Raw genomic sequence first — 21573 nt, forward strand, 5'->3', positions numbered from 1 at the left:
GCGGCCCCGATTAAAGAAACGTGGCTTTTAGCACTGACTGACAATCCGCCCTTCGCTCATCGTGATTACCCGATCAAATCGCGACAGGGCACTTTGATCATGAGTAACGCAGATCAGCCCCTTCCCGTGGAGTGTTTCGAACAGCAGATCCCAGGTCTGCTCTGCCGATCCGGCATCTAGGCCGCTTGTAGGCTCGTCAAAGAAATTGAAATCGCCAGGCTGGTTAAGTACCCGCAGCAACGTCAGCCTGCGCGCCTCGCCACCCGAAATGGATTCTGCGCGTGCATCCAGATCAAGTTCGTACCAGTCTTTGCTCAAGCCCAGTCGCTCAAGCCATTGTTCGATCTGAGCGCGATCATGAGCATGTTCGAACAGCACTGCGCGGGACAGGGGGCCGGGTATGAAATGCGCATCCTGAGGGCAGAGTCGTAAACGACTGAACTGCTCACACCCCTCGAGCGCAGCCAGGCTTCTGCCATACAAGTGAACGTGCTTGCGCAACTGGAATACCGTTCCTGCGAGCGCATGCAGAAGTGTCGATTTACCACACCCGCTGGGCCCAACCAGCGCGACTCGTTCTCCTGCCCGTATTACCAAGGGCTCATTGATCAGCAGTTGCAGCGTATTTCGAGCGCTGAGTTGGCAGGGGGTGATGCGAAGCCCTGCGTTTTCATCCAAGGGCTCTGCCTCCATGGAGTCTGTCGGGCCGAACACTGGGAGTTGGAGCCAGTGTTCGAGCTTGCGTTTGTCGAGCCGGAACTGGTCGAGTACCCGCCAGGCTTCCGCCAGTTGTGCAACGCTTGCGAGCAACCCAGTCACCAGCGTAATGAGGGCAACAAGCTCGCCCAGGCTCAGATGCGGCGTTGCCTGGGATTGATCATGGATGCCCCACAACAGCAAACCACCACTGCCCAGGCCAATGAACAGGGTACGCAAGCCCTGAAGCCAACCCCCGCTGCGGGCTACCCGCACTGCTGAATCGGCATAGTCCGAGAGTGTCTGGTTGACCGGGAGCATTGCCGCATCCTCAGCCCTTTCCAGTTTGACCGTTGCCGCGCTGGCGAAGGTATCCACCCATTGTTCCGCCAGTTCATCCTCTCGCGAGTTTACGGCCTCGATATGAGGCCTACGCCAGCGTACCAGGCGATCGTTGGCCCATAGATATGCCAAGCTCAAGGGGATGAGGCCGATTAATACCGAAGTAGCCCCGAGGTATGCGAACAGTGTGACCAGCACCACCGCTTCGGCCAGTACCGGCCATGCTGAGCCAATCAGAAAGCCTAGCCATCGTTCCTGGGCCGTTATTCCTCTATCCAGTACCTTTACCAAGGTCCCGCCATGGAGTTGTCCATAAGCCTCGAAGCGTTTGTCCAGCAACCCTCGGCACCAGCGCATCGAAAGCTGCTTCACGCGCTCTTGGCAGAGCCGCGCCAGGCACCAGGCTTGCAAAGGGGTCAACGAGGCTTGTAGCGCGACAAGGCATATGAAGGCACCGAGCAGAATGAATGAAGACGAGGCCGATGTGGACAGGTTGTCGATAATGTCAGCCAGGATCAGGGCTGGTACGACGGTCGCGACTTTCAACACTAGTGTTGCGCTCAGAGCTGCGATGATTCCTCGATAGATATGCATATGCCTTGCGTGCGTTCTGCAGGAGGTGGATGCCGGGCCTGATTGGCTAGAGAGGCTGTGGAATGGTGTGTTGCTGGAAGGGCGTATCTTTCAACAAGTCCGGCTGGTTGTCTGCCTGCCAAGAGTTTGGAAATGTATCCGGCTGGCGCTGTTTGGCAGGACATGATCAGATTTTTCCCGTTGCGCGTAGGCCATTTCTGAAATAGCTTCCTACGGCCTTTACACCATTGCGGTGGTTTTTCTGGGCGGCCTAGTCTGGCCCTGTCGTTGTAAAAACAGCGACCGGGCCTACAAGCCCGATCAGGAACGAATGTTGTTCACCGCAAGCCAATGGCACGCGCCATCGGGCTCGCTTGATGGTGGCTGCGTGCGGGAGGTTTTCGTTCTCTGTCCGGTCTTGCAGACCCGTACGTGGCCGCCACCCATCACACTGCAAGTCATGAGTGCGGCTCTGTGTGAATCTACAGAGAGCTGTAGCATGCTGAAAATTATCCCCGATCCACCCCTCGATCCCCACTCCTTGAACACAGCTCTATTCAGGCCGAATGCCCACCGTAAGGCTTGATTGATAGTGCGTCTGGCCGGGCCCTTTCGCGGGTGAACCCGCTCCCACAAGACACCACAGCTTTCAGGCTTGCACAGTACCTGTGGGAGCGGGCGTGCCCGCGACGCATGAGGGCTGACAGGTGTTCGCCACAGCAGTTTCAGCGCCTATGAGATCGAGCGCCGCCCGCGCGGCGCTTCGCGGGGCAAGCTCGCTCCCACATCTTTTTCGGGCCAGCCCCTTCTGTGAGTCCACCGCTGCCCGCTTTGTTTGTTTCCTTCGATATTGAAGGTTGCATCGCTGCTCTTAATCAATCTTCAGCCATGCACCCGGGGTGCGCGCGGCTATTGCTCAGGCATAACTGGCCCGAAACAAATGTGGGAGCGGGCTTGCCCCGCGAAGCGCCGCGCGGGCGGCGCTCGATCTCACAGGCGCTGAAACTGCTGCGGCGAACACTTGGCGACCTCATCACAAGCCCCAAGCCCAGCACCTGGCAGCCTACACCCAACCGTCGCCCAACCCACCAATCCCCACGAAGACAGTCGGATTTGGTCAAAATTTGTGCTATATTCCGCGCCCGCGATTTCCCTGCACACCAGAACCGGTCACTGACATGCAAGCAGCCAAACCACTCTACGACTATCCCAAGTACTGGGCCGAATGCTTCGGGCCAGCACCTTTCCTGCCGATGAGCAGGGAGGAGATGGATCTGCTCGGCTGGGATTCCTGCGACATCATCATCGTGACCGGGGACGCCTACGTCGACCATCCGTCGTTCGGCATGGCCATCATCGGCCGTCTGCTGGAAGCCCAGGGCTTTCGCGTGGGCATCATTTCCCAGCCAAACTGGCAGTCGAAAGACGACTTCATGAAGCTTGGCGAGCCGAACCTGTTCTTCGGCGTGGCCGCAGGCAACATGGACTCCATGATCAACCGCTACACCGCCGACAAGAAGATCCGTTCCGACGACGCCTACACCCCTGGTGGCCTGGCCGGCAGCCGACCGGACCGCGCCAGCCTGGTGTACAGCCAGCGCTGCAAGGAAGCCTACAAGCATGTGCCGATCGTACTCGGCGGCATCGAGGCTTCGCTGCGCCGCATCGCCCACTACGACTACTGGCAGGACAAGGTCCGCCATTCGATCCTGATCGACGCCAGCGCCGACATCCTGCTCTTCGGCAACGCCGAGCGTGCGGTGGTGGAAGTGGCTCAGCGCCTGGCCAGTGGCGAGACGATCGAGAGCATCACTGACATCCGCGGCACCGCGTTCGTGCGCCGTGATACCCCGCAGGGCTGGTACGAGATCGACTCCACCCGCATCGACCGCCCAGGCCGCGTCGACAAGATCATCAACCCGTACGTCAACACCCAGGACACCCAGGCCTGCGCCATCGAGCAGGCCAAGGGCGACCAGGAAGACCCGAACGAAGCCAAGGTGGTACAGATTCTCGACAGCCCGGCCGTGACCCGGGAAAAGTCGGTGATCCGCCTGCCATCGTTCGAAAAGGTACGTAACGACCCGGTGCTCTATGCTCACGCCAACCGCGTGCTGCACCTGGAGACCAACCCGGGCAACGCCCGCGCCCTGGTGCAGAAGCATGGCGAAGTGGATGTGTGGTTCAACCCGCCACCCATCCCCATGACCACCGAAGAAATGGACTACGTGTTCGGCATGCCTTACGCCCGTGTCCCGCACCCGGCCTATGGCAAGGAGCGCATCCCGGCCTACGAGATGATCCGTTTCTCGGTGAACATCATGCGTGGCTGCTTCGGTGGCTGCACCTTCTGCTCGATCACCGAGCACGAAGGCCGCATCATCCAGAACCGCTCGCACGAGTCGATCCTGCACGAGATCGAAGAAATGCGCGACAAGGTGCCGGGCTTCACCGGCGTGGTCTCCGACCTTGGCGGGCCGACCGCCAACATGTACCGCATCGCCTGCAAGAGTCATGAAATCGAGAAGCACTGCCGCAAGCCGTCGTGCGTGTTCCCGGGTATCTGCGAAAACCTCAACACCGACCACAGCTCGCTGATCGAGCTGTACCGCAAGGCCCGTGCCTTGCCAGGTGTGAAGAAGATCCTGATCGCCTCGGGCCTGCGCTATGACCTGGCCGTGGAGTCGCCAGAGTACGTCAAGGAACTGGTTACCCACCACGTTGGCGGCTACCTGAAGATTGCCCCGGAGCACACCGAGCGTGGCCCGCTGGACAAGATGATGAAGCCGGGCATCGGCTCGTACGACCGCTTCAAGCGTATGTTCGAGAAATACTCGAAAGAGGCGGGCAAGGAGCAGTACCTGATCCCGTACTTCATCGCCGCGCACCCGGGCACCACCGACGAAGACATGATGAACCTGGCCTTGTGGCTGAAGGGCAACGGCTTCCGCGCCGACCAGGTGCAGGCGTTCTACCCGTCGCCGATGGCCTCGGCCACGGCCATGTACCACTCGGGCAAGAACCCGCTGCGCAAGGTGACCTACAAGAGTGAAGGGGTGGAGATCGTCAAGAGCGACGAGCAACGCCGCCTGCACAAGGCGTTCTTGCGCTACCACGACCCGAAGGGCTGGCCGATGCTGCGTGAAGCGCTGGAGCGTATGGGCCGCGCCGACCTGATTGGGCCGGGCAAGCACCAGCTGATCCCGCTGCACCAGCCGCAATCCGACACGTACCAGAGCGCGCGTCGCAAGAACTCGACGCCAGCGGGCAGCCACAAGGTGGGCAAGGAGCAGAAGATCCTGACCCAGCACACCGGCCTGCCACCGCGTGCCAGCGATGGCAGCAAGCCGTGGGACAAGCGTGAGAAGGCCAAGGCCGAGGCGTTTGCGCGTAACCAGCAGGCGGCCAAGGAACGCAAGGAAGCAGCCAAGGGCGGCAAGGGCAACAAGAAGCCGCGTCAGCCCGTTATTCCGCGCTGATTGATCTATTTGGGGCTGCTTTGCAGCCCTTTCGCGGCACAAGGCCGCTCCTACAAGAAACCGCGATTCCCTGTAGGAGCGGCCTTGTGCCGCGAAAGGACCGCAAAGCGGTCCCAAAAATCTCAGCTTTAATCAGGCTGCTTGTCGACCCACTTCGGCACCACCGGCGCCACAAAGCTGTCCATCCCGTCCAGCAGCGCGTCTGGCTTTTGCCCCAGCAGCAACATCGCCCGATGTTGCGGCCGCACAAAGCCTTCTTCGACGATATGGTCGAGGAACCCGCCCAGCTTCGCATAGAAGCCGTTCACATCCAGCAGCCCCAGCGGCTTGGCGTGATAGCCCAGTTGCCCCCAGGTCCAGACTTCGAACAATTCTTCCAGCGTACCCAGCCCGCCCGGCAGGGCGATGAAGGCATCGCTCAGCTCGGCCATGCGTGCCTTGCGTGCGTGCATGCCGTCGACCACTTCCAGGCGGCTGAGGCCCTTGTGGCCGATTTCGGCGTTCATCAGGCTTTCGGGGATGATCCCGATCACTTCGCCACCGGCCGCCATGGCCGCGTCGGCAACGGTGCCCATCAGGCCGACCGCACCGCCGCCATAGACCAGGGTCAGGCCGCGACGCGCGATGGCCTGGCCAAGCGCGATGGCAGCATCACGGTAGGCAGGGTTGGCGCCGATGCTGGCGCCGCAGAACACACAAACGGAACGTACGGGCATTGCTCATCTCCTGTCACTCAGGTGAACAGGGTACGGCGCACGCCCGCCGCTTCCAAGGCCGCGTTCATTCCGGGCGGGAGAATTCGCAGATGGCGCCGGTGGCCCCATGGGCGTAGGCGGCGAGCAGGCTGTTGATAAATGCAGAGATGGGCATTTGGTATTGCTCCTAAATGAGAGGTTGTCCCATCGTCTATTAAAAGGGCATGATGTGCTCTTAGATTGGTTGTATACAATCCATTGAACAATTCTACTGGCTGGCCTGTTGACACCCCCTTGACCCATATCAGCAAGGGGCTGAACGGTTTCAGGCAGTCTCGCAATTGATAAAACCCTGCCAAGGAGATTCATGATGTTTGCGAAAGCTGTAGCGGTATCCCTGCTGACCCTCGCCAGCGCCTCTGTCTTTGCAGCCGAATGCTCGGTGACTGTTGAATCGACGGACCAGATGTCCTACACCAGCAAAGAATTCACCGTCGACAAGAGCTGCAAGGAATTCACCGTCAAACTGACCCACTCCGGCAACCTGCCTAAGAACGTCATGGGCCACAACCTGGTGATCAGCAAGACTGCCGACATGCAGGGCATTGCCACTGAAGGCATGACTCAGGGCATCGAAAAAGGCTACCTGAAGGAAGATAACGCCAACATCATCGCCCACACTGCGATGATCGGCGCACCGGAAAAAGAGACCGAAGTGAAGTTCGACACTTCCAAGCTGGAGGCCGGTGGTGACTACAGCTTCTTCTGCACCTTCCCGGGCCACATCTCGATGATGAAAGGCAAGGTTGTAGTCAAGTAATGACAGCTGTGTAGGCCTCTCGGGCCTATTCGCGGGCACGCCCGCTCCCACAGGGTAAGCACTGTCTTCAAGGGCAGTGAAAATCCTGTGGGAGCGGGCGTGCCCGCGAAGCTTTTATGGGGCGAACGGCAGTTCGCGCTTGTGCTGGGTCTTGCGGTAGGTGGCGACGATGATGTCGAATGCCGCCTGATCAACCGGCAACCCATGCAGGAAGGCGTCGATCTGCTGGTAGGTCACGCCATGGGATGCTTCGTCCGGCTTGCCCGGCTCCAGGTCTTCAAGGTCCGCCGTCGGCACCTTCTCCACCAGTGACTCCGGTGCGCCAAAGCTGCGCGCAATCGCCCGTACCTGGTTCTTCACCAGCCCGCTCAGGGGCGCCAGGTCGCAGGCACCATCACCAAACTTGGTAAAGAAGCCCATTACCGCCTCGGCGGCGTGGTCGGTACCGATCACCAGGCCCGCGCGGGCCCCGGCGATGGTGTACTGGGCAACCATGCGGGTACGTGCCTTGACATTGCCCACCACGAAGTCCACAAGCGTCGGCGAGCCGTTCTTCAATTCCACCACTTCAGCGGCCAATGCCCGCACCGCCGGGGCGATATCCACGGTGTGCACTTCATCGGCCTTGATCACGTCCAGGCACGCCTGGGCGTCATGCTCGTCATGCTGCACCTGGTAGGGCAGGCGCACGGCAATGAAGGTGTATGCCTTGTCGCCGGTTTCTGCGCGCAATTCATTCACGGCGCGCTGGGCGAGCAAGGCGGCAGTCAGCGAGTCGACACCACCGCTGATGCCCAGCACCAGGGTCTTGAGCCGGGCATTGGCCAGGCAGTCCTTGATGAAGGCCACGCGGCGGGCGACTTCGGCCTCGAGCGCGGCGGTGTCGGCGAACGGCGGCTGTACCTTCAGTGCCTGGGCAATCTCTTGCTGAACCGCTTGCATGGGTTACTCCTTGCTGGGGACTTTGAATACGTGACGCATGTAGGCGACGAAGTTTTCGTCACGGCACTGGGTCTTGGCTGATTCATCCGAGATCTTGGCCACTGGCGCGCCGTTGCAGTCGGTCATTTTAAGCACGATGCTCATTGGGGCCACACCCGGTATGTCGCATGTCAGGTTGGTGCCAATGCCAAAGCTGACGTTGATGCGACCGCGCAGGGCACGGAAAATCTCCAGCGAGCGGGTCAGGTTGAGGCCGTCGGAAAACACCAGGGTCTTGGTCATCGGGTCGATCCCCAGTTTCTGGTAATGGGCTATGGCCTTTTCTGCCCAGGCGATTGGCTCGCCCGAATCGTGGCGCAGGCCATCGAACAGCTTGGCGAAGTACAGGTCGAAATCGCCGAGGAAGGCATCCATGGTGATGCAGTCGGTCAGGGCGATGCCAAGCAGGCCGCGGTACTCGCGTACCCAGCAGTCCAGTGCGGCGATCTGGCTGTCGATCAGCCGTGGGCCGAGCTGCTGGTGGGCCATGAACCATTCATGGGCCATGGTGCCCAGCGGCTTGACATCCAGTTTCCATGCCAGGTCGACGTTGCTGGTGCCGACGAAGCGGGCGGGGAAGTCATCGCGCAGCACGCGAACCACTTCTTCCTGCACGCGGCTGGAAAAGCGCCGACGGGTGCCGAAGTCGGCGACCTGCAGTTCGGCCAGTTCGTCATCACTGGCATGCGCACGCAGCCAGTCGAACTTGCGGTACAGCTGGTCGCGCGCTTCGGCCAGGCGCATATGCGGGTGCAGATGGCGGTTGCGCACTTCGCTGATGATGGCCAGCAGCGGCACTTCGAACAGGATCACATGCAGCCATGGGCCTTTCAGGCGCAGGAACAGCTGGTCGTTTTCAACGCCGACGCGCACGTAACGCAGGTTGAAGCGGAACAGGCGCAGAAAACGCAGGAAGTCGGGCTTGAGGAAACTGATGCGTTCAAGAAAGGCCAGTTGGCCATCATCCAGGGTGAGGTCGCTGAGCAGTTCGAGCTGGTTGCGGATCTCGCCCAGGTAAGGGCGCAGGTCCTCGCCGTTGCGGCAGCGGAATTCCCATTCGACGTCGGCGTCCGGGTAATTGTGCAGCACGCCCTGCATCATGGTGAGTTTGTAGAAGTCGGTGTCGAGCAGGTTGTGCACGATGCGCTCGGCGAATGCGCTTTCGCTCATCAAGGGGGCTCCGGAAGCGGCGAATGGCCGACATTGTGCCAGCCTTTTGGGCCTTGATGTGTCTGGGCTGGCCTCTTCGCGGGTGAACCGGCTCCCAAAGGGCTGCGTATCTGCCAAAACAGAGGTGTTTTTCCGTGCACCGGCTAGCCTTGAAACGGTGCCGCCTGTAGCAGTCGCGCACCAGCGGTGTGCACTTCGGTGACGTCCGCTGTTACAGGGCGGTTGCACGTAAACACTTGCCAGGGTTGCAATGATGGCACATGGCGGTTGCTCCTTGTCTGTACGTGTGGTGGCGCCTGCCGCGCAGCAGACGGTTGCACGCTCAATAAAGAAAAGGCCGTCGGTCGCCTGCAGTGCACCTGCGCAGTGTGTTTTCCCGGAAGACAAAACCGATGGCACGGCCCTTGCTCTGAGCACAGGGTTGAGAAGTTGTAGTGCCAACCAAAAAAAACTCTAGGAGCACCACCTCATGTCGCAGACGTTTTACAAGAAAGGTTTCCTGGCACTGGCCGTAGCTACGGCCCTGGGTGTTTCTTCGTATGTTCAGGCCGACGTCAAGATCGGTGTAGCGGGCCCGATGACCGGGGCTAACGCGGCGTTTGGCGAGCAGTACATGAAAGGTGCGCAGGCAGCGGCCGACAAGATCAACGCAGCCGGTGGCGTCAACGGCGAGAAAATCGTACTGGTGGCGGGCGATGACGCCTGCGAACCTAAGCAGGCCGTGGCTGTGGCCAACCGCCTGGCCGATCAGGACAAGGTGATCGGCGTAGTGGGCCACTTCTGTTCTTCCAACACCATTCCGGCGTCTGAGGTGTATGACGAAGCGGGCATCATCGCCATTACCCCGGGCTCGACCAACCCACAGGTGACCGAACGCGGCCTCAGCGCCATGTTCCGCATGTGCGGCCGGGACGACCAGCAGGGCATTGTCGCCGGCGACTACATCGTCGATGTGCTCAAGGGCAAGAAAGTCGCGGTGCTGCACGACAAGGACACTTACGGCCAGGGCCTGGCCGACGCGACCAAGGCGCAGCTGGAGAAACGCGGCGTGAAGCCTGTGCTGTACGAAGGCCTGACCCGTGGCGAAAAAGACTTCAGCGCCGTGGTTACCAAGATCCGCTCCACCGGTGCCGATGTGGTCTACTTCGGCGGCCTGCACCCAGAGGCTGGCCCGCTGGTACGCCAGTTGCGCGAGCAGGGCCTGAAGGACGTCAAGTTCATGTCCGATGATGGCATCGTCACCGATGAACTGGTGTCCACCGCTGGCGGCGCGCAATACGTCGATGGCGTGTACATGACCTTTGGCGCCGACCCGCGCCTGCTGCCAGACAGCAAAGCGGTGGTGGAGGAGTTCCGCAAGGCCGGTACCGAACCTGAAGGCTACACCCTCTACGCCTACGCCTCGCTGGAAGCCTTGGCCGCTGCGTTCAACGGCGCCAAGTCGAACAAGGGCGAAGACGCGGCCAAGTGGCTGAAAGCCAACTCCGTCAAGACCGTCATGGGCGAGAAGAAGTGGGACAGAAAGGGTGACCTGACCGTGTCCGACTACGTGGTCTACCAATGGGACAAAGACGGTAAATACCACCAGCTGGAAAAACAAAAATAATAACGGCCCATGGCCCGGGCTGATGCTCGGGCCCAAGCCCCGCGGTACCTGTCTTTATTCGTAGATCTGCACAGTTCTGCGCTGCGAGGGCCCCGCACCGGTGGCCCGCGCCGTGGTCGGCGCTCGTGCAATCTCAATCAGGTGAGATTGCGTTATGGATGGTATTTTCCTGCAGCAACTGGTCAACGGCCTGACCCTCGGGTCGGTCTATGGCCTGATCGCCATCGGCTACACAATGGTCTATGGCATCATCGGCATGATCAACTTCGCGCACGGCGAGGTGTATATGATTTCCGCGTACCTCGCGGCAATCAGCCTGGCATTGCTGGCCTATTTCGGCGTCGAGTCGTTCCCGCTACTGATGTTGGGCACGCTCTTGTTCACCGTCGTCGTCACGGGCGTTTATGGGTTCACCATCGAACGCATCGCCTACAAGCCCCTGCGTAACTCCACCCGCCTGGCGCCGTTGATCAGTGCCATCGGCATCTCGCTGATCCTGCAGAACTACGCACAGATCAGCCAGGGTGCCCGCCAGCAAGGCGTGCCGACCTTGCTTGAAGGGGCCTTGCGTGTCGAAGTCGGCACCGGCTTCGTGCAACTGACCTACACCAAGATATTCATCCTGATCGCTGCCTTCGTGGGCATGGGCCTGCTCACTTACGTGATCAAGTACACCAAGCTCGGCCGCATGTGCCGTGCCACCCAGCAAGACCGCAAGATGGCTTCGATCCTGGGCATCAACACTGACCGGGTGATTTCCTACGTGTTTGTCATCGGTGCAGTCATGGCCGCTCTGGCGGGCGTGCTGATCACCATGAACTACGGCACCTTCGACTTCTACGCCGGCTTCATCATCGGCATCAAGGCGTTCACCGCCGCAGTGCTCGGTGGTATCGGCTCGCTGCCTGGCGCCATGCTCGGCGGCATCATCCTGGGGATTTCCGAGTCGCTGTTCTCTGGCCTGATCAACTCCGACTACAAGGACGTGTTCAGCTTCTCGCTGCTGGTGATGATCCTTATCTTCCGCCCACAAGGCCTGCTGGGTCGCCCGCTCGTGGCTAAGGTGTGAACATGTCCGTTGCCAAAACTGCCTCTGTTAGCGAAACCAAAGGTTTCGACCTTAAACGCAGCCTGCTGGAGACCCTTGTCGCCGGCCTGCTGGCTCTCATTGTGTTTGGCCCGGTCGTGGGCGTAGTGCTCGACGGCTACACCTTCAATGCCGAACCGCGCCGCGTAGCCTGGCTGGTTGGCGGGGTGATGGTGGGGCGCTTCCTGCTCAGCCTGTTCCTGCAGAGCGCCGCTGGCGTGCGCATGCTCCAGGGCTTCGACAGCGGTGGCTCGGGCGTGCATGTGAACGCGCCGGACTACAAGTCGCGCCTGCGCTACATCATCCCGGCGCTGGTGGTGATTGCCATCGTCTTCCCGATCTTTGCTAACAAGTACCTGCTGACCGTGGTCATCCTCGGCCTGATCTACGTGTTGCTGGGGCTTGGCCTGAACATCGTGGTCGGCCTTGCCGGCCTGCTCGACCTGGGCTACGTGGCGTTCTATGCCATTGGCGCCTACGGCCTTGCTTTGGGTTACCAGTACCTCGGCCTTGGCTTCTGGAGCGTGCTGCCCTTGGCGGCCATCGCCGCAGCGCTGGCGGGGTGCATACTTGGCTTCCCGGTGCTACGAATGCACGGTGACTACCTGGCAATCGTGACCCTGGGTTTTGGCGAGATCATCCGTCTGGTGCTGAACAACTGGTTGTCGTTCACCGGTGGCCCCAACGGCATGCCGGCGCCTTCGCCAACCTTCTTCGGCCTGGAATTCGGCCGCCGGGCCAAGGATGGCGGGGTGCCGATCCACGAGTTCTTCGGCTTCGATTACAACGCCAACCTCAAGTTCGTGTTCATCTACGCGGTGCTGTTCCTGGTGGTGCTGGCCGTGCTGTACATCAAGCACCGCCTGACCCGCATGCCGATAGGCCGGGCGTGGGAAGCGCTGCGCGAAGACGAGATCGCCTGCCGTTCGATGGGCCTGAACCACGTACTGGTCAAGCTTTCGGCGTTTACCCTGGGGGCGTCCACTGCGGGCCTGGCCGGTGTGTTTTTTGCCACCTACCAGGGCTTCGTCAACCCGTCGTCTTTCACGTTCTTCGAGTCGGCGCTGATCCTCGCCATTGTGGTACTGGGTGGCATGGGCTCGACCGTGGGCGTGGTGATTGCAGCGTTCGTGCTGACTGTGGCGCCCGAACTGCTGCGCAGCTTCTCCGAATACCGGGTGCTGCTGTTCGGGGTGCTGATGGTGCTGATGATGATCTGGCGACCGCGTGGGCTGATCCGCATCAGCCGTACCGGTGTGACCCCGCGTAAAGGAGTGGCGCCATGAGCGACGATATCATTCTCTCGGTCGACAACCTGATGATGCAGTTCGGTGGCATCAAGGCGCTGAGTGATGTCAGCCTGAAGGTACGGCGCAACCAGATCTTCGCCCTGATCGGCCCCAACGGCGCCGGCAAGACCACGGTGTTCAACTGCCTGACAGGCTTCTACAAGGCCAGTGGCGGGCGCATCGAGCTGAACGTGCGCGGCAGCCACACCAACGTCATCCAGTTGCTTGGCGAGCGCTTCCAGGCGGCGGACTTCGTGTCGCCGGCGCGCTTTGCCAACCGCCTGTACTACAAGATGTTCGGCGGTACCCACCTGGTCAACCGCGCAGGCCTGGCGCGCACCTTCCAGAACATTCGCCTGTTCAAGGAAATGTCGGTGGTGGAGAACCTGCTGGTGGCCCAGCACATGTGGGTCAACCGCAACCTGCTGGCCGGGGTGCTCAACACCAAGGCCTACCGCAAAGCCGAGAGCGATGCGCTGGACCACGCGTTCTACTGGCTGGAAGTGGTCGACCTGGTCGATTGTGCCAACCGCCTGGCCGGCGAGCTGTCGTACGGCCAGCAGCGCCGCCTGGAAATTGCCCGGGCCATGTGCACGCGGCCAAAGATCATCTGCCTGGACGAACCGGCGGCCGGCCTGAACCCGCAGGAAACCGAAGCCCTCAGCCGCATGATTCGAGTGCTGCGTGACGAGCATGACATCACTGTGGTGCTGATCGAGCACGACATGGGCATGGTCATGAGCATTTCCGACCATATCGTGGTGCTGGACCACGGCAACGTGATTGCCGAAGGCGCGCCGCAGGAAATCCGCCACAACCCGACGGTGATCGCCGCCTACCTGGGTGCAGATGAAGAGGAACTGGTATGAGTGCACCCATTCTCGAACTGAAGGACCTGGACGTGTTCTACGGGCCGATCCAGGCGCTGAAAAAGGTTTCGATGCACATCAACGAGGGCGAGACGGTGAGCCTGATCGGTGCCAACGGTGCTGGCAAGTCGACCCTGCTGATGTCGATCTTCGGGCAGCCGCGGGCAGCGTCCGGGCATATCGTCTATCGCGGCACCGACATTACCCGCAAATCGTCGCACTATATTGCTTCCAACGGCATTGCCCAGTCGCCGGAAGGGCGCCGGGTGTTCCCCGACATGACCGTCGAGGAGAACCTGATGATGGGTACCATCCCCATCGGTGACAAGCATGCTGATGAAGACATGCAGCGCATGTACGAGCTGTTCCCGCGGTTGAAGGAGCGGCGTAACCAGCGAGCCATGACCATGTCCGGGGGGGAGCAGCAGATGCTGGCGATTGCCCGGGCGCTGATGAGCCGACCGAAGTTGCTGTTGCTGGATGAGCCTTCGTTGGGGCTGGCACCGATCGTGGTCAAGCAGATCTTCTCGACCCTGCGTGAGCTGGCAAAGACCGGGATGACCATTTTTTTGGTGGAGCAGAACGCCAACCATGCGCTGAAGCTCTCCGACCGGGCCTATGTGATGGTCAACGGGGAGATCCGCATGACCGGGACCGGGCAGGAGCTGCTGGTCAACGAGGAAGTGCGCAACGCCTATCTGGGCGGGCACTGAGTTACATTCGGGGCTGCAAAGCAGTCCCATTTCCAATGTGGACAACTTACCCCGCGATACTCTCGATCCACGCTAATAGTCTCTCGCAACCCCTTGTTTCCACAGGCTTGATCTTGTCCACGGATAATGTGGAACTGCCTGTGGAAAACATGGTGGCATCTCGCTCCAGCCCTTTGATATCAGGCCCTGCATCGATGCGATCATTTTTTGATCACATCCTTCCTGTGGATGATTTTTCAAGGTTTTTCACAGATCCGAAAGCACCTCGAAACCAGCATCAAGGCTGTGGATAACTCTGTGGGAAAACCTTGGACAGACTGCTGCAGGCAGCATGTTTGAAAGCTTTGCACCATCACCAAAAAACTATCCACCGACCCTGCATCGCTGAAAGGGTTCCGCACAGTAGACAAGTTGCCCCCAATCCGTGGGGAAAGCCTTGTGGATAACATGCGCATAGCTGGCGCCGAGCCTTCTGCCGCAAGGGTTTGCCGGATATGAACAAAAAATGTACAGCGCCCCGAACGGCTTGCTGCCAGCGCGCGGCGCGGGCATGCTGCAAAGCTGCCGATGACAACCTACCGTGAGGAACAGAGCATGACGTCCACCGTATTCATCACTGGCGCCACTTCCGGTTTCGGCGAGGCCACCGCCCGCCGTTTTGCCGACGCTGGCTGGAAGCTGGTGCTCACCGGCCGCCGCAAGGAGCGCCTGGGCGCCCTGTGCGCTGAGCTGTCGGCCAAGACCGAGGTGCACGGCCTGGTGCTTGACGTGCGTGATCGCAAGGCCATGGAGCAGGCGATCGCCGGCTTGCCGACCGGGTTCGAGAAGCTTCGCGGCCTGGTCAACAACGCCGGCCTGGCACTGGGGGTGGATGCGGCGCAGAACTGCAGCCTGGACGACTGGGAGACCATGGTCGACACCAACATCAAGGGCCTGATGTACACCACCCGCCTGCTGTTGCCACGGCTGATCGCCCACGGTCGTGGCGCGTCGATTCTCAACGTAGGTTCTGTGGCGGGCAACTACCCGTACCCGGGCAGCAACGTGTATGGCGGCACCAAGGCCTTCGTCGGCCAGTTCTCGCTGAGCCTGCGCTGCGACTTGCGCGGGACCGGCGTGCGCGTGAGCAACATTGAGCCGGGGCTGTGCGAGAGCGAGTTTTCGCTGGTGCGCTTCGGCGGCGACCAGGCCAAGTACGACGCCACTTACGCGGGTGCCGAGCCGATCCAGCCGCAGGACATTGCCGAGACCATCTTCTGGATCCTCAACCAGCCGGCGCATATCAACATCAACAGCCTGGAGCTGATGCCGGTGAGCCAGGATTGGGCAGGGTTCTCCATCGACCGTTCGGTCAAGGGCTGAAAATAGTCACCGGGGCCGCTGTGCGGCCCATTCGCGGGGCAAGCCCGCTCCCACAAGGTAATTCACTAGCCTAAGGACGGTGCAGCACCTGTGGGAGCGGGCTTGCCCCGCGAATGCGTCAGCTCAGGCGCTGCAACCCTTCCAGGCAGGTCGCCAAATGATAGGGCGTAGTAGAAGGCATATCATGCCGGCTGACGTTGCCCGCACCATCCCGGCACTCATACCAGCCCGCTTCCCGCAAGAACTGCGCTTCCAGCAACTGCAACTGCTCCCGCAACTTCGCCTCGCCGCCAGCACGCAGCACCAGCGCTCGCAGGTACTCCGCCTGTGCCCATACCCGTTGTGTGGCATCCAGCACCTGGCCATCCACATCCAGCATCGCCAGCACTGCCCCGTTCTTCACCCCGAACTGCTCGGCAAAGCCGAACGCCCGGTCGATGGACGCATGCAGCGGCGTGTCACGCAGCAGCGGTGAGGTGTGCAGCAGGTAGAACCACTCGAACTGATGCCCCGGCTCGAACCAGTTATCCACAGCCCCGCGTGGCTTTTCCAGCATCAGGCCATGGGCTGGTTCAATGAAGTGAACCTGCAGCGCTTCACACAACTGCAGCAGCGACTGCTGGGTATGGCTATCGTCACGCACTGCCAACACCTGCAGGAACGCCTCGGCCAGGTGCATCTGCGGGTTCTGCAGCGGGCCGCTGGCGAGGTCTGCCCAGTCTTCGCCCAGGCTGGCTTCGTACAGGCCGTCGTCACGGGCGAACTGCTGGTCGATGATGTCCAGCGCGGCATTCAAGGTGGACTCCACCAGGCTTTCGCGCACCTTGCCCCAGTAGTGCGCGCAGGCAAAGACGATGAACGCATGGGTGTACAGGTCCTTGCGGCGGTCCAGCGGTTTGCCTTGGGCGTCGATGCTGTAGAACCAGCCACCGTGCTCGGCGTCGTGGAAGTGCTTTTGCAGCGAGCGGAACAACGCTGCTGCGCGCTCGGCCGCGCCCGGTTGCCCGATACGGCTGCTGAACAGGTACAGCTGGCGTGCGCAGGCCATTGCCCGATAGCGCTGCACAGGCAACGGCTGGTGGTGGGCGTCCAGGGCCTCGTAGGGCAGGGCCATGTCGGCATTCCAGCCCGGGCCTTGCCACAACGGCACGATGCATTCGGCGAAGTGCTGGTTGAAGCGGGCCAGTTCTGGCAGGGTGGGGCGGGGGTCAGACATTTCGGCGCTCGTCGCTGTCGGGCAGGGCGCAATGGTAGCAGAACTACGGTTGTGGGTTGCCCAGCCCTTGCCAGTGACGGGCGCCAACAAAGATGAAGCGCAATTGCTGAGTGATCTTTTCCTGCGCCGTCAGTGCTTGTGGATAACTTGAGTCGGGGCTGTCGATAAGCTCGGGCAGGGTAGCGAACACGGTCTTCACCACCAGGTCGGCCATTACCGCCAACGCGGCGCTGTCCAGGTGCTGCCAGCGCTTCATGCGCGCCAGGTCGGTGGCAAGGTCGTCGCTTATGTCCTGGCGCAGCCGGGCAATGGCCTGGCGGACGGCTTGTGAGCCCCCGTACTGTTCGCGGGCCAGAAACAGGAACTGCGCGCGGTGAGCGGCGACCACGTCGAGGAAGATGCGCACCGAAGCATCGGTGATGCCGCCCAGCTCGAATTCGTTCTGGCGCACCAGGCGGATGGTCTGGCGGAAGGTGGTATCGATTTCGGCCACAAGCGCCAGGCCCAGGGCGTCCATGTCGGAAAAATGCCGGTAGAAGCCGGTCGGCACGATGCCTGCGGTCTTCGCCACTTCGCGCAGGCTGACACTGCCGAAACCACGGCCACTCTCCATGAGCAGGCAGGCGGCATCGAGCAGGGCCTGGCGGGTCTGTAGCTTCTGTTCGGCGCGCGGCAGCATGATGCGGGCTTCTGTGACGGTAAGGCTGGGCACTCTAGATAAAAAAACAAAGCCCGGTCAATGGACCGGGCCTGGAGGGGAGCAAGCGATGTGACAGAGGTTGTTCTTTTCGGCCATGGTGATCAGCTCACACGGCTGAGTTCAACCAGGCGATCCGAGCCACCTTCAGCAACGCGGCCACTGCGTTCGATCAGGCGATCAGAACCACCTTCAGCTACACGGCCAGAGCGTTCGATCAGGCGATCAGAACCACCTTCGGCTACGCGGCCAGAGCGTTCGATCAGGCGGTCAGAACCACCTTCGGCTACGCGGCCAGCGCGTTCGATCAGGCGGTCAGAACCCCCTTCGGCAACGGTTTTCAGCGGCTGGGCGATTTCGGCAGCGCTGGAGCGGGATTCGGCGGTCAGGTGCTGTTCGTCGGCTGGCAGGGCGAAAGCGTTGGCAGCCAGGATGGACAGGGTCAGGGTCAGCAGGTGGCGTTTCATGATTTCGGTGCTCCTCTCGGGGGCTGGAAAGTGGGTACGGAGCCAATGCTACGCTCGGTAACGCCAGAGAGAAGTTCATACGGGTAATGGTAACAATCGACCGCATTGATAGAGGTCGGCAACCGCTCTGGAAAGCGCTTTACAGGTCTTCTGAGGATGACGTGAAGGTCCTGATGCCGGGTAGCGGGCAGCGCCTGACGCGACGTATTGCTGAGCAAAAGGCCAGGAAAACTTCGCTATGATGCCGCTCTCGATAAAACCCCACGGGTTTTCCACAGTCCGACATATTGACTGCCATCGCTGCACCCGTTTTGTGCCATACCGCAAGGAGAATCACGCAATGACGCGTCCCGCCAGAATCCTCCTCTGGGCCCTCGCCACCCTCCTTACCCTGCTGGCGATTCTGGTGGTGGTGATTGCCACCTTCGACTGGAACCGCGTAAAGCCCCTGCTCAACGAAAAGGTGTCCGAGGCCCTGCACCGGCCCTTCGCTATCAACGGCAACCTTGCCGTTCACTGGCGCACCGAGCCTGAAGAGGGTGGCTGGCGTGCCTGGGTGCCATGGCCGCATTTCATTGCCGAGGACCTGACCCTGGGCAACCCGGAGTGGCTCAAGGAGCCGAAGATGGTCGGCCTGGAGCGCGTGGAGTTCCGCCTGGCGCCTCTGCCGCTGGTGTTCCAGCAGATCAGTATCCCGCGCATCGACCTGACCAAACCCACTGCCAGCCTTACCCGTCTGGCCGATGGCCGTGCCAACTGGACGTTCGACTTCGGCCCCAAGGATGAAAACGCCGAACCTTCCAAATGGCAGCTGGATATTGGTGCGATCGGTTTCGACCAGGGCAATGTCAGCTTCGACGATCAAACCCTGAAAACCAGCATGAAGGTGCAGATTGACCCGCTGGGCAAGCCGATCCCGTTCAGCGAGATTGTCGGCAAGGCCAGCGCCGAGAAGGCGGGTGGTGCACAGGACTACGCCTTCGGGCTCAAGGCACAAGGCCGCTACAAGGATCAGCCGGTGTCCGGCACCGGCAAGATCGGCGGCCTGCTGGCGCTGCAGGACGCCCGCCAGCCGTTTCCGCTGCAAGCCGACGTGCGCATCGCCGACACCCATGTGGTGCTCGCCGGCACCCTGACCGACCCGCGCAACCTCGGCGCCCTGGACCTGCGCTTGCGCCTGTCCGGTGCCAGCCTGGGCAACCTCTACCCATTGACCGGGGTGACCCTGCCGGACACCCCGGCCTACTCGACCGACGGCCGCCTCAGCGCCAACCTGCATGCGCCACAAGGCGCGATGTTCAACTACCAGGGCTTCAATGGCAAGATCGGTGACAGCGACATCCACGGTGACCTGGCCTTCGTCGCCAGCCAGCCACGGCCTAAGCTGTCCGGCAACCTGGTGTCCAACCAGTTGCTGTTCAAGGACCTGGCGCCGCTGATCGGCGCCGATTCCAACGCCGAGCAGAAGGCCCGTGGTGGTGCCAGCAAGCAGCCAACGGGCAAGGTGCTGCCGGTGGAAGAGTTCCGCACCGAGCGCTGGCGCGCGATGGACGCCGACGTCACCTTTGCCGGCAAGCGCATCGTGCACAGCACGCAACTGCCGTTCAATGACCTTTCGGCCCACGTGATTCTCGAAGACGGTCTGTTGCGCCTGGAGCCCCTGCGTTTCGGCGTGGCCGGCGGCAACCTGGCCTCCAGAATTCGCCTGGACGGTCGCAGCGTGCCTTTGCAGGGCCGCGCCCAACTGACTGCCAGGGGCTTCAAGCTCAAGCAACTGTTCCCGACTTTCGCGCCGATGCAGACCAGCTTTGGTGAGTTGAACGGCGATGCCGACATCAGCGGCCGTGGTAATTCAGTGGCGGCGCTGTTGGGTACGGCCAATGGCGACCTGCGCATGCTCGTCAACGATGGCGCGATCAGCCGCAGCCTGATGGAGATTGCCGGCTTGAACGTGGGCAACTATGTCATCGGCAAGCTGTTCGGTGATGAGGATGTGAAGATCAATTGCGCGGCGGCCGATGTGGGTATCAAGGAGGGGTTGGCAACGACCCGTCTGTTCATCTTCGATACCGAGAACGCGATCATCTACATCAACGGTACGGCCAACTTCAGCAGTGAGCAGCTGGACTTGAAAATCACCCCCGAATCGAAAGGCCTGCGGCTGTTCTCGCTGCGTTCGCCACTGTATGTGCGTGGGCCGTTTGCCAAGCCGAGTGCTGGGGTGCAGGCAGTCCCGTTGGCACTGCGTGGTGCGGGGATGGTGGCGCTGGGTGTGGTGGCCGGGCCGGCGGCGGGGTTGCTGGCGCTGATTGCGCCCAGCAGCGGGGATGATCCCAACCAGTGCACGCCGCTGTTGCAGCAGATGAAGGCGGGCAAGGCGCCGGCAGTGGTGAAAGGTCGGAAATAGCAGGGGGCCGCTCTGCGGCCCATCGCGGCACAAGGCCGCTCCTACAAGGGATCGCTTTCCCCTGTAGGAGCGGCCTTGTGCCGCGAAGGGCTGCAAAGCAGCCCCTTGCGATTACAGCCCTTGCAGCAGGTCGGACATGTCGTCCGCGTGCTCTTCTTCCTGGGCCAGGATGTCTTCGAAGATGCGTCGGGTGGTCGGGTCTTTATCACCGATGTACTGGATGATCTCGCGGTAGCTATCAATGGCAATCCGCTCAGCCACCAAGTCTTCCAGCACCATTTCCTTCAGCGAATTACCCGCCACGTACTGGGCATGGGAGTTCTTGGTCAGGTTGTCGGGGTTGAAGTCCGGCTCGCCGCCCAGCTGCACGATGCGCTCGGCCAGCTTGTCGGCATGTTCGGCTTCCTGGTTCGCATGCTCCAGAAATTCCTGGGCAGCCACACTGGCTTTGATGCCGCTTGCCATGAAGTAGTGGCGCTTGTAGCGCAGTACGCAGACCAGCTCGGTGGCCAGCGACTCGTTCAGCAGGCGCAGGATTTCCTGACGGTCGGCGTGGTAGCCCTCGGTCACCGCGCCTTGCTCCACATGCTGGCGGGCACGTTCGCGCAGGGTTTTCACATCGGTCAGTTCAACGTTGCTCATGGTTATCTCCAGGCATATCAGGGTCAGGGTGGGGACGCAGGCTCACGCGCCGGGGACGGCGTCGCTGTCCTCTTGGCGTTGTTTACAAGTCTTGAACCCTTTGGCATCGACGTGGCCAGTGGCGTCGAAGCGCACGTAGTAGGGCTGTTGTTTGCCGTCGCGGTTGAGAATGTAGTCGTTGCAGGTGCCCCCGTGCGGCAGGTCGATCACATTCGATGGGCTGCCACCGATGGCGATGACCTTCTGCATGGTCATGCCGTGCTCCACCTGCTTGACCAGCGGTTCGTCACGGTAGGTGACATAGTCCGCCGGGTTTTCCGGGCGGCTGCCACAGGCGGCCAGGGCGGCGCTTGCCAGAAGGATTGCCAGGGTCTGCTTGTACATGGTCCCGCTCCTTGCAAAGGGTCTGTGTGGTTTGGAACCCCAGCGCGGGCCGGGAGTTCGATTGCGATGGTCATGATT

18 protein-coding genes are annotated in these 21573 nt (G+C 61.2%); 9 read left to right on the top strand and 9 right to left on the bottom strand.

Annotation, left to right across the window (positions count from 1 at the left end; translation table 11 throughout):
* Window positions 1–27 precede the first annotated feature (27 nt).
* On the bottom strand, window positions 28–1632 hold the full coding sequence (locus J3A71_RS02600) for an ATP-binding cassette domain-containing protein (RefSeq protein WP_209953627.1): 1605 nt from the start codon (window positions 1630–1632) through the stop codon (window positions 28–30).
* 1157 nt (window positions 1633–2789) lie between these two features.
* Here J3A71_RS02600 and J3A71_RS02605 point away from each other — a divergent pair.
* A complete protein-coding gene (locus tag J3A71_RS02605) occupies window positions 2790–5090 on the top strand; it encodes a YgiQ family radical SAM protein (RefSeq protein WP_096426844.1) in 2301 nt (766 codons plus the stop codon).
* 128 nt (window positions 5091–5218) lie between these two features.
* Here J3A71_RS02605 and J3A71_RS02610 read toward each other — a convergent pair whose 3' ends face one another.
* Window positions 5219–5806 (bottom strand): TIGR00730 family Rossman fold protein, encoded by a 588-nt coding sequence (locus tag J3A71_RS02610; protein WP_096426843.1) that lies wholly within the window; start codon window positions 5804–5806, stop codon window positions 5219–5221.
* 349 nt (window positions 5807–6155) lie between these two features.
* On the opposite strand from J3A71_RS02610, the gene azu reads away from it, so the two are divergent.
* Window positions 6156–6605 carry an azurin gene (gene azu, locus J3A71_RS02615; protein ID WP_024717363.1) on the top strand — a complete coding sequence of 150 codons (450 nt, stop codon included), beginning with the start codon at window positions 6156–6158 and terminating at the stop codon, window positions 6603–6605.
* A 114-nt stretch (window positions 6606–6719) separates the two neighbouring features.
* Here the strand turns inward: azu and nadE are convergent, their stop codons facing one another.
* On the bottom strand, window positions 6720–7547 hold the full coding sequence (gene nadE / locus J3A71_RS02620) for an ammonia-dependent NAD(+) synthetase (protein ID WP_016489425.1): 828 nt from the start codon (window positions 7545–7547) through the stop codon (window positions 6720–6722).
* 3 nt (window positions 7548–7550) lie between these two features.
* Window positions 7551–8756, bottom strand: a complete 1206-nt coding sequence (gene pncB, locus J3A71_RS02625) for a nicotinate phosphoribosyltransferase (protein ID WP_016489424.1) — start codon at window positions 8754–8756, stop codon at window positions 7551–7553.
* A 469-nt stretch (window positions 8757–9225) separates the two neighbouring features.
* On the opposite strand from pncB, the gene J3A71_RS02630 reads away from it, so the two are divergent.
* The 6 genes from J3A71_RS02630 (at window position 9226) to J3A71_RS02655 (ending at window position 15682) form a co-directional block, all read left to right on the top strand.
* Window positions 9226–10362, top strand: coding sequence for a branched-chain amino acid ABC transporter substrate-binding protein (locus tag J3A71_RS02630; RefSeq protein WP_095116455.1), 1137 nt, complete (start codon window positions 9226–9228; stop codon window positions 10360–10362).
* Between the two features lie 154 nt (window positions 10363–10516).
* Window positions 10517–11431, top strand: a complete 915-nt coding sequence (locus J3A71_RS02635; protein ID WP_016489422.1) for a branched-chain amino acid ABC transporter permease — start codon at window positions 10517–10519, stop codon at window positions 11429–11431.
* A 2-nt stretch (window positions 11432–11433) separates the two neighbouring features.
* A complete protein-coding gene (gene livM, locus J3A71_RS02640) occupies window positions 11434–12735 on the top strand; it encodes a high-affinity branched-chain amino acid ABC transporter permease LivM (protein ID WP_096426842.1) in 1302 nt (433 codons plus the stop codon).
* Window positions 12732–13607 (top strand): ATP-binding cassette domain-containing protein, encoded by an 876-nt coding sequence (locus J3A71_RS02645; protein ID WP_016489420.1) that lies wholly within the window; start codon window positions 12732–12734, stop codon window positions 13605–13607. Before livM ends, J3A71_RS02645 begins: the two co-directional genes overlap by 4 nt.
* Window positions 13604–14320 (top strand): ABC transporter ATP-binding protein, encoded by a 717-nt coding sequence (locus tag J3A71_RS02650; RefSeq protein WP_016489419.1) that lies wholly within the window; start codon window positions 13604–13606, stop codon window positions 14318–14320. Before J3A71_RS02645 ends, J3A71_RS02650 begins: the two co-directional genes overlap by 4 nt.
* Window positions 14321–14914: 594 nt before the next feature.
* Window positions 14915–15682: an SDR family oxidoreductase gene (locus J3A71_RS02655; RefSeq protein ID WP_209953629.1), complete on the top strand. Its 768-nt coding sequence runs from the start codon at window positions 14915–14917 to the stop codon at window positions 15680–15682.
* Window positions 15683–15800: 118 nt separating this feature from the next.
* Here the strand turns inward: J3A71_RS02655 and J3A71_RS02660 are convergent, their stop codons facing one another.
* The 3 genes from J3A71_RS02660 to J3A71_RS02670 all read right to left on the bottom strand — a co-directional run bounded on the left by J3A71_RS02660 (window position 15801) and on the right by J3A71_RS02670 (window position 18062).
* The gene (locus J3A71_RS02660; RefSeq protein ID WP_060516800.1) at window positions 15801–16898 is read right to left on the bottom strand and encodes an AGE family epimerase/isomerase; all 1098 of its coding nucleotides are present in this window, start codon (window positions 16896–16898) and stop codon (window positions 15801–15803) included.
* Window positions 16899–16941: 43 nt separating this feature from the next.
* Window positions 16942–17577: a TetR family transcriptional regulator gene (locus tag J3A71_RS02665; RefSeq protein WP_023046917.1), complete on the bottom strand. Its 636-nt coding sequence runs from the start codon at window positions 17575–17577 to the stop codon at window positions 16942–16944.
* 122 nt (window positions 17578–17699) lie between these two features.
* The gene (locus J3A71_RS02670; RefSeq protein WP_016489415.1) at window positions 17700–18062 is read right to left on the bottom strand and encodes a hypothetical protein; all 363 of its coding nucleotides are present in this window, start codon (window positions 18060–18062) and stop codon (window positions 17700–17702) included.
* 340 nt (window positions 18063–18402) lie between these two features.
* Here J3A71_RS02670 and J3A71_RS02675 point away from each other — a divergent pair, with 340 nt between their 5' ends.
* Window positions 18403–20469: an AsmA family protein gene (locus J3A71_RS02675; RefSeq protein WP_096426840.1), complete on the top strand. Its 2067-nt coding sequence runs from the start codon at window positions 18403–18405 to the stop codon at window positions 20467–20469.
* A gap of 111 nt (window positions 20470–20580) precedes the next feature.
* Here J3A71_RS02675 and J3A71_RS02680 read toward each other — a convergent pair whose 3' ends face one another.
* Window positions 20581–21111 carry a ferritin-like domain-containing protein gene (locus tag J3A71_RS02680; RefSeq protein ID WP_016489413.1) on the bottom strand — a complete coding sequence of 177 codons (531 nt, stop codon included), beginning with the start codon at window positions 21109–21111 and terminating at the stop codon, window positions 20581–20583.
* 42 nt (window positions 21112–21153) lie between these two features.
* A complete protein-coding gene (gene osmE / locus J3A71_RS02685; RefSeq protein ID WP_096426839.1) occupies window positions 21154–21495 on the bottom strand; it encodes an osmotically-inducible lipoprotein OsmE in 342 nt (113 codons plus the stop codon).
* Window positions 21496–21573: the final 78 nt, after the last annotated feature.

Source organism: Pseudomonas sp. PvP089 (genome assembly GCF_017875165.1).
GTDB lineage: Bacteria > Pseudomonadota > Gammaproteobacteria > Pseudomonadales > Pseudomonadaceae > Aquipseudomonas > Aquipseudomonas fortuita.

What these genes read in the sequence shown, in the direction of transcription:
- J3A71_RS02600 (WP_209953627.1), bottom strand. Translation starts at nt 1,632, where the DNA reads ATGCATATCTATCGAGGAATCATCGCAGCTCTGAGCGCAACACTAGTG.
- J3A71_RS02605 (WP_096426844.1), top strand. Translation starts at nt 2,790, where the DNA reads ATGCAAGCAGCCAAACCACTCTACGACTATCCCAAGTACTGGGCCGAA.
- J3A71_RS02610 (WP_096426843.1), bottom strand. Translation starts at nt 5,806, where the DNA reads ATGCCCGTACGTTCCGTTTGTGTGTTCTGCGGCGCCAGCATCGGCGCC.
- azu (WP_024717363.1), top strand. Translation starts at nt 6,156, where the DNA reads ATGTTTGCGAAAGCTGTAGCGGTATCCCTGCTGACCCTCGCCAGCGCC.
- nadE (WP_016489425.1), bottom strand. Translation starts at nt 7,547, where the DNA reads ATGCAAGCGGTTCAGCAAGAGATTGCCCAGGCACTGAAGGTACAGCCG.
- pncB (WP_016489424.1), bottom strand. Translation starts at nt 8,756, where the DNA reads ATGAGCGAAAGCGCATTCGCCGAGCGCATCGTGCACAACCTGCTCGAC.
- J3A71_RS02630 (WP_095116455.1), top strand. Translation starts at nt 9,226, where the DNA reads ATGTCGCAGACGTTTTACAAGAAAGGTTTCCTGGCACTGGCCGTAGCT.
- J3A71_RS02635 (WP_016489422.1), top strand. Translation starts at nt 10,517, where the DNA reads ATGGATGGTATTTTCCTGCAGCAACTGGTCAACGGCCTGACCCTCGGG.
- livM (WP_096426842.1), top strand. Translation starts at nt 11,434, where the DNA reads ATGTCCGTTGCCAAAACTGCCTCTGTTAGCGAAACCAAAGGTTTCGAC.
- J3A71_RS02645 (WP_016489420.1), top strand. Translation starts at nt 12,732, where the DNA reads ATGAGCGACGATATCATTCTCTCGGTCGACAACCTGATGATGCAGTTC.
- J3A71_RS02650 (WP_016489419.1), top strand. Translation starts at nt 13,604, where the DNA reads ATGAGTGCACCCATTCTCGAACTGAAGGACCTGGACGTGTTCTACGGG.
- J3A71_RS02655 (WP_209953629.1), top strand. Translation starts at nt 14,915, where the DNA reads ATGACGTCCACCGTATTCATCACTGGCGCCACTTCCGGTTTCGGCGAG.
- J3A71_RS02660 (WP_060516800.1), bottom strand. Translation starts at nt 16,898, where the DNA reads ATGTCTGACCCCCGCCCCACCCTGCCAGAACTGGCCCGCTTCAACCAG.
- J3A71_RS02665 (WP_023046917.1), bottom strand. Translation starts at nt 17,577, where the DNA reads ATGCTGCCGCGCGCCGAACAGAAGCTACAGACCCGCCAGGCCCTGCTC.
- J3A71_RS02670 (WP_016489415.1), bottom strand. Translation starts at nt 18,062, where the DNA reads ATGAAACGCCACCTGCTGACCCTGACCCTGTCCATCCTGGCTGCCAAC.
- J3A71_RS02675 (WP_096426840.1), top strand. Translation starts at nt 18,403, where the DNA reads ATGACGCGTCCCGCCAGAATCCTCCTCTGGGCCCTCGCCACCCTCCTT.
- J3A71_RS02680 (WP_016489413.1), bottom strand. Translation starts at nt 21,111, where the DNA reads ATGAGCAACGTTGAACTGACCGATGTGAAAACCCTGCGCGAACGTGCC.
- osmE (WP_096426839.1), bottom strand. Translation starts at nt 21,495, where the DNA reads ATGTACAAGCAGACCCTGGCAATCCTTCTGGCAAGCGCCGCCCTGGCC.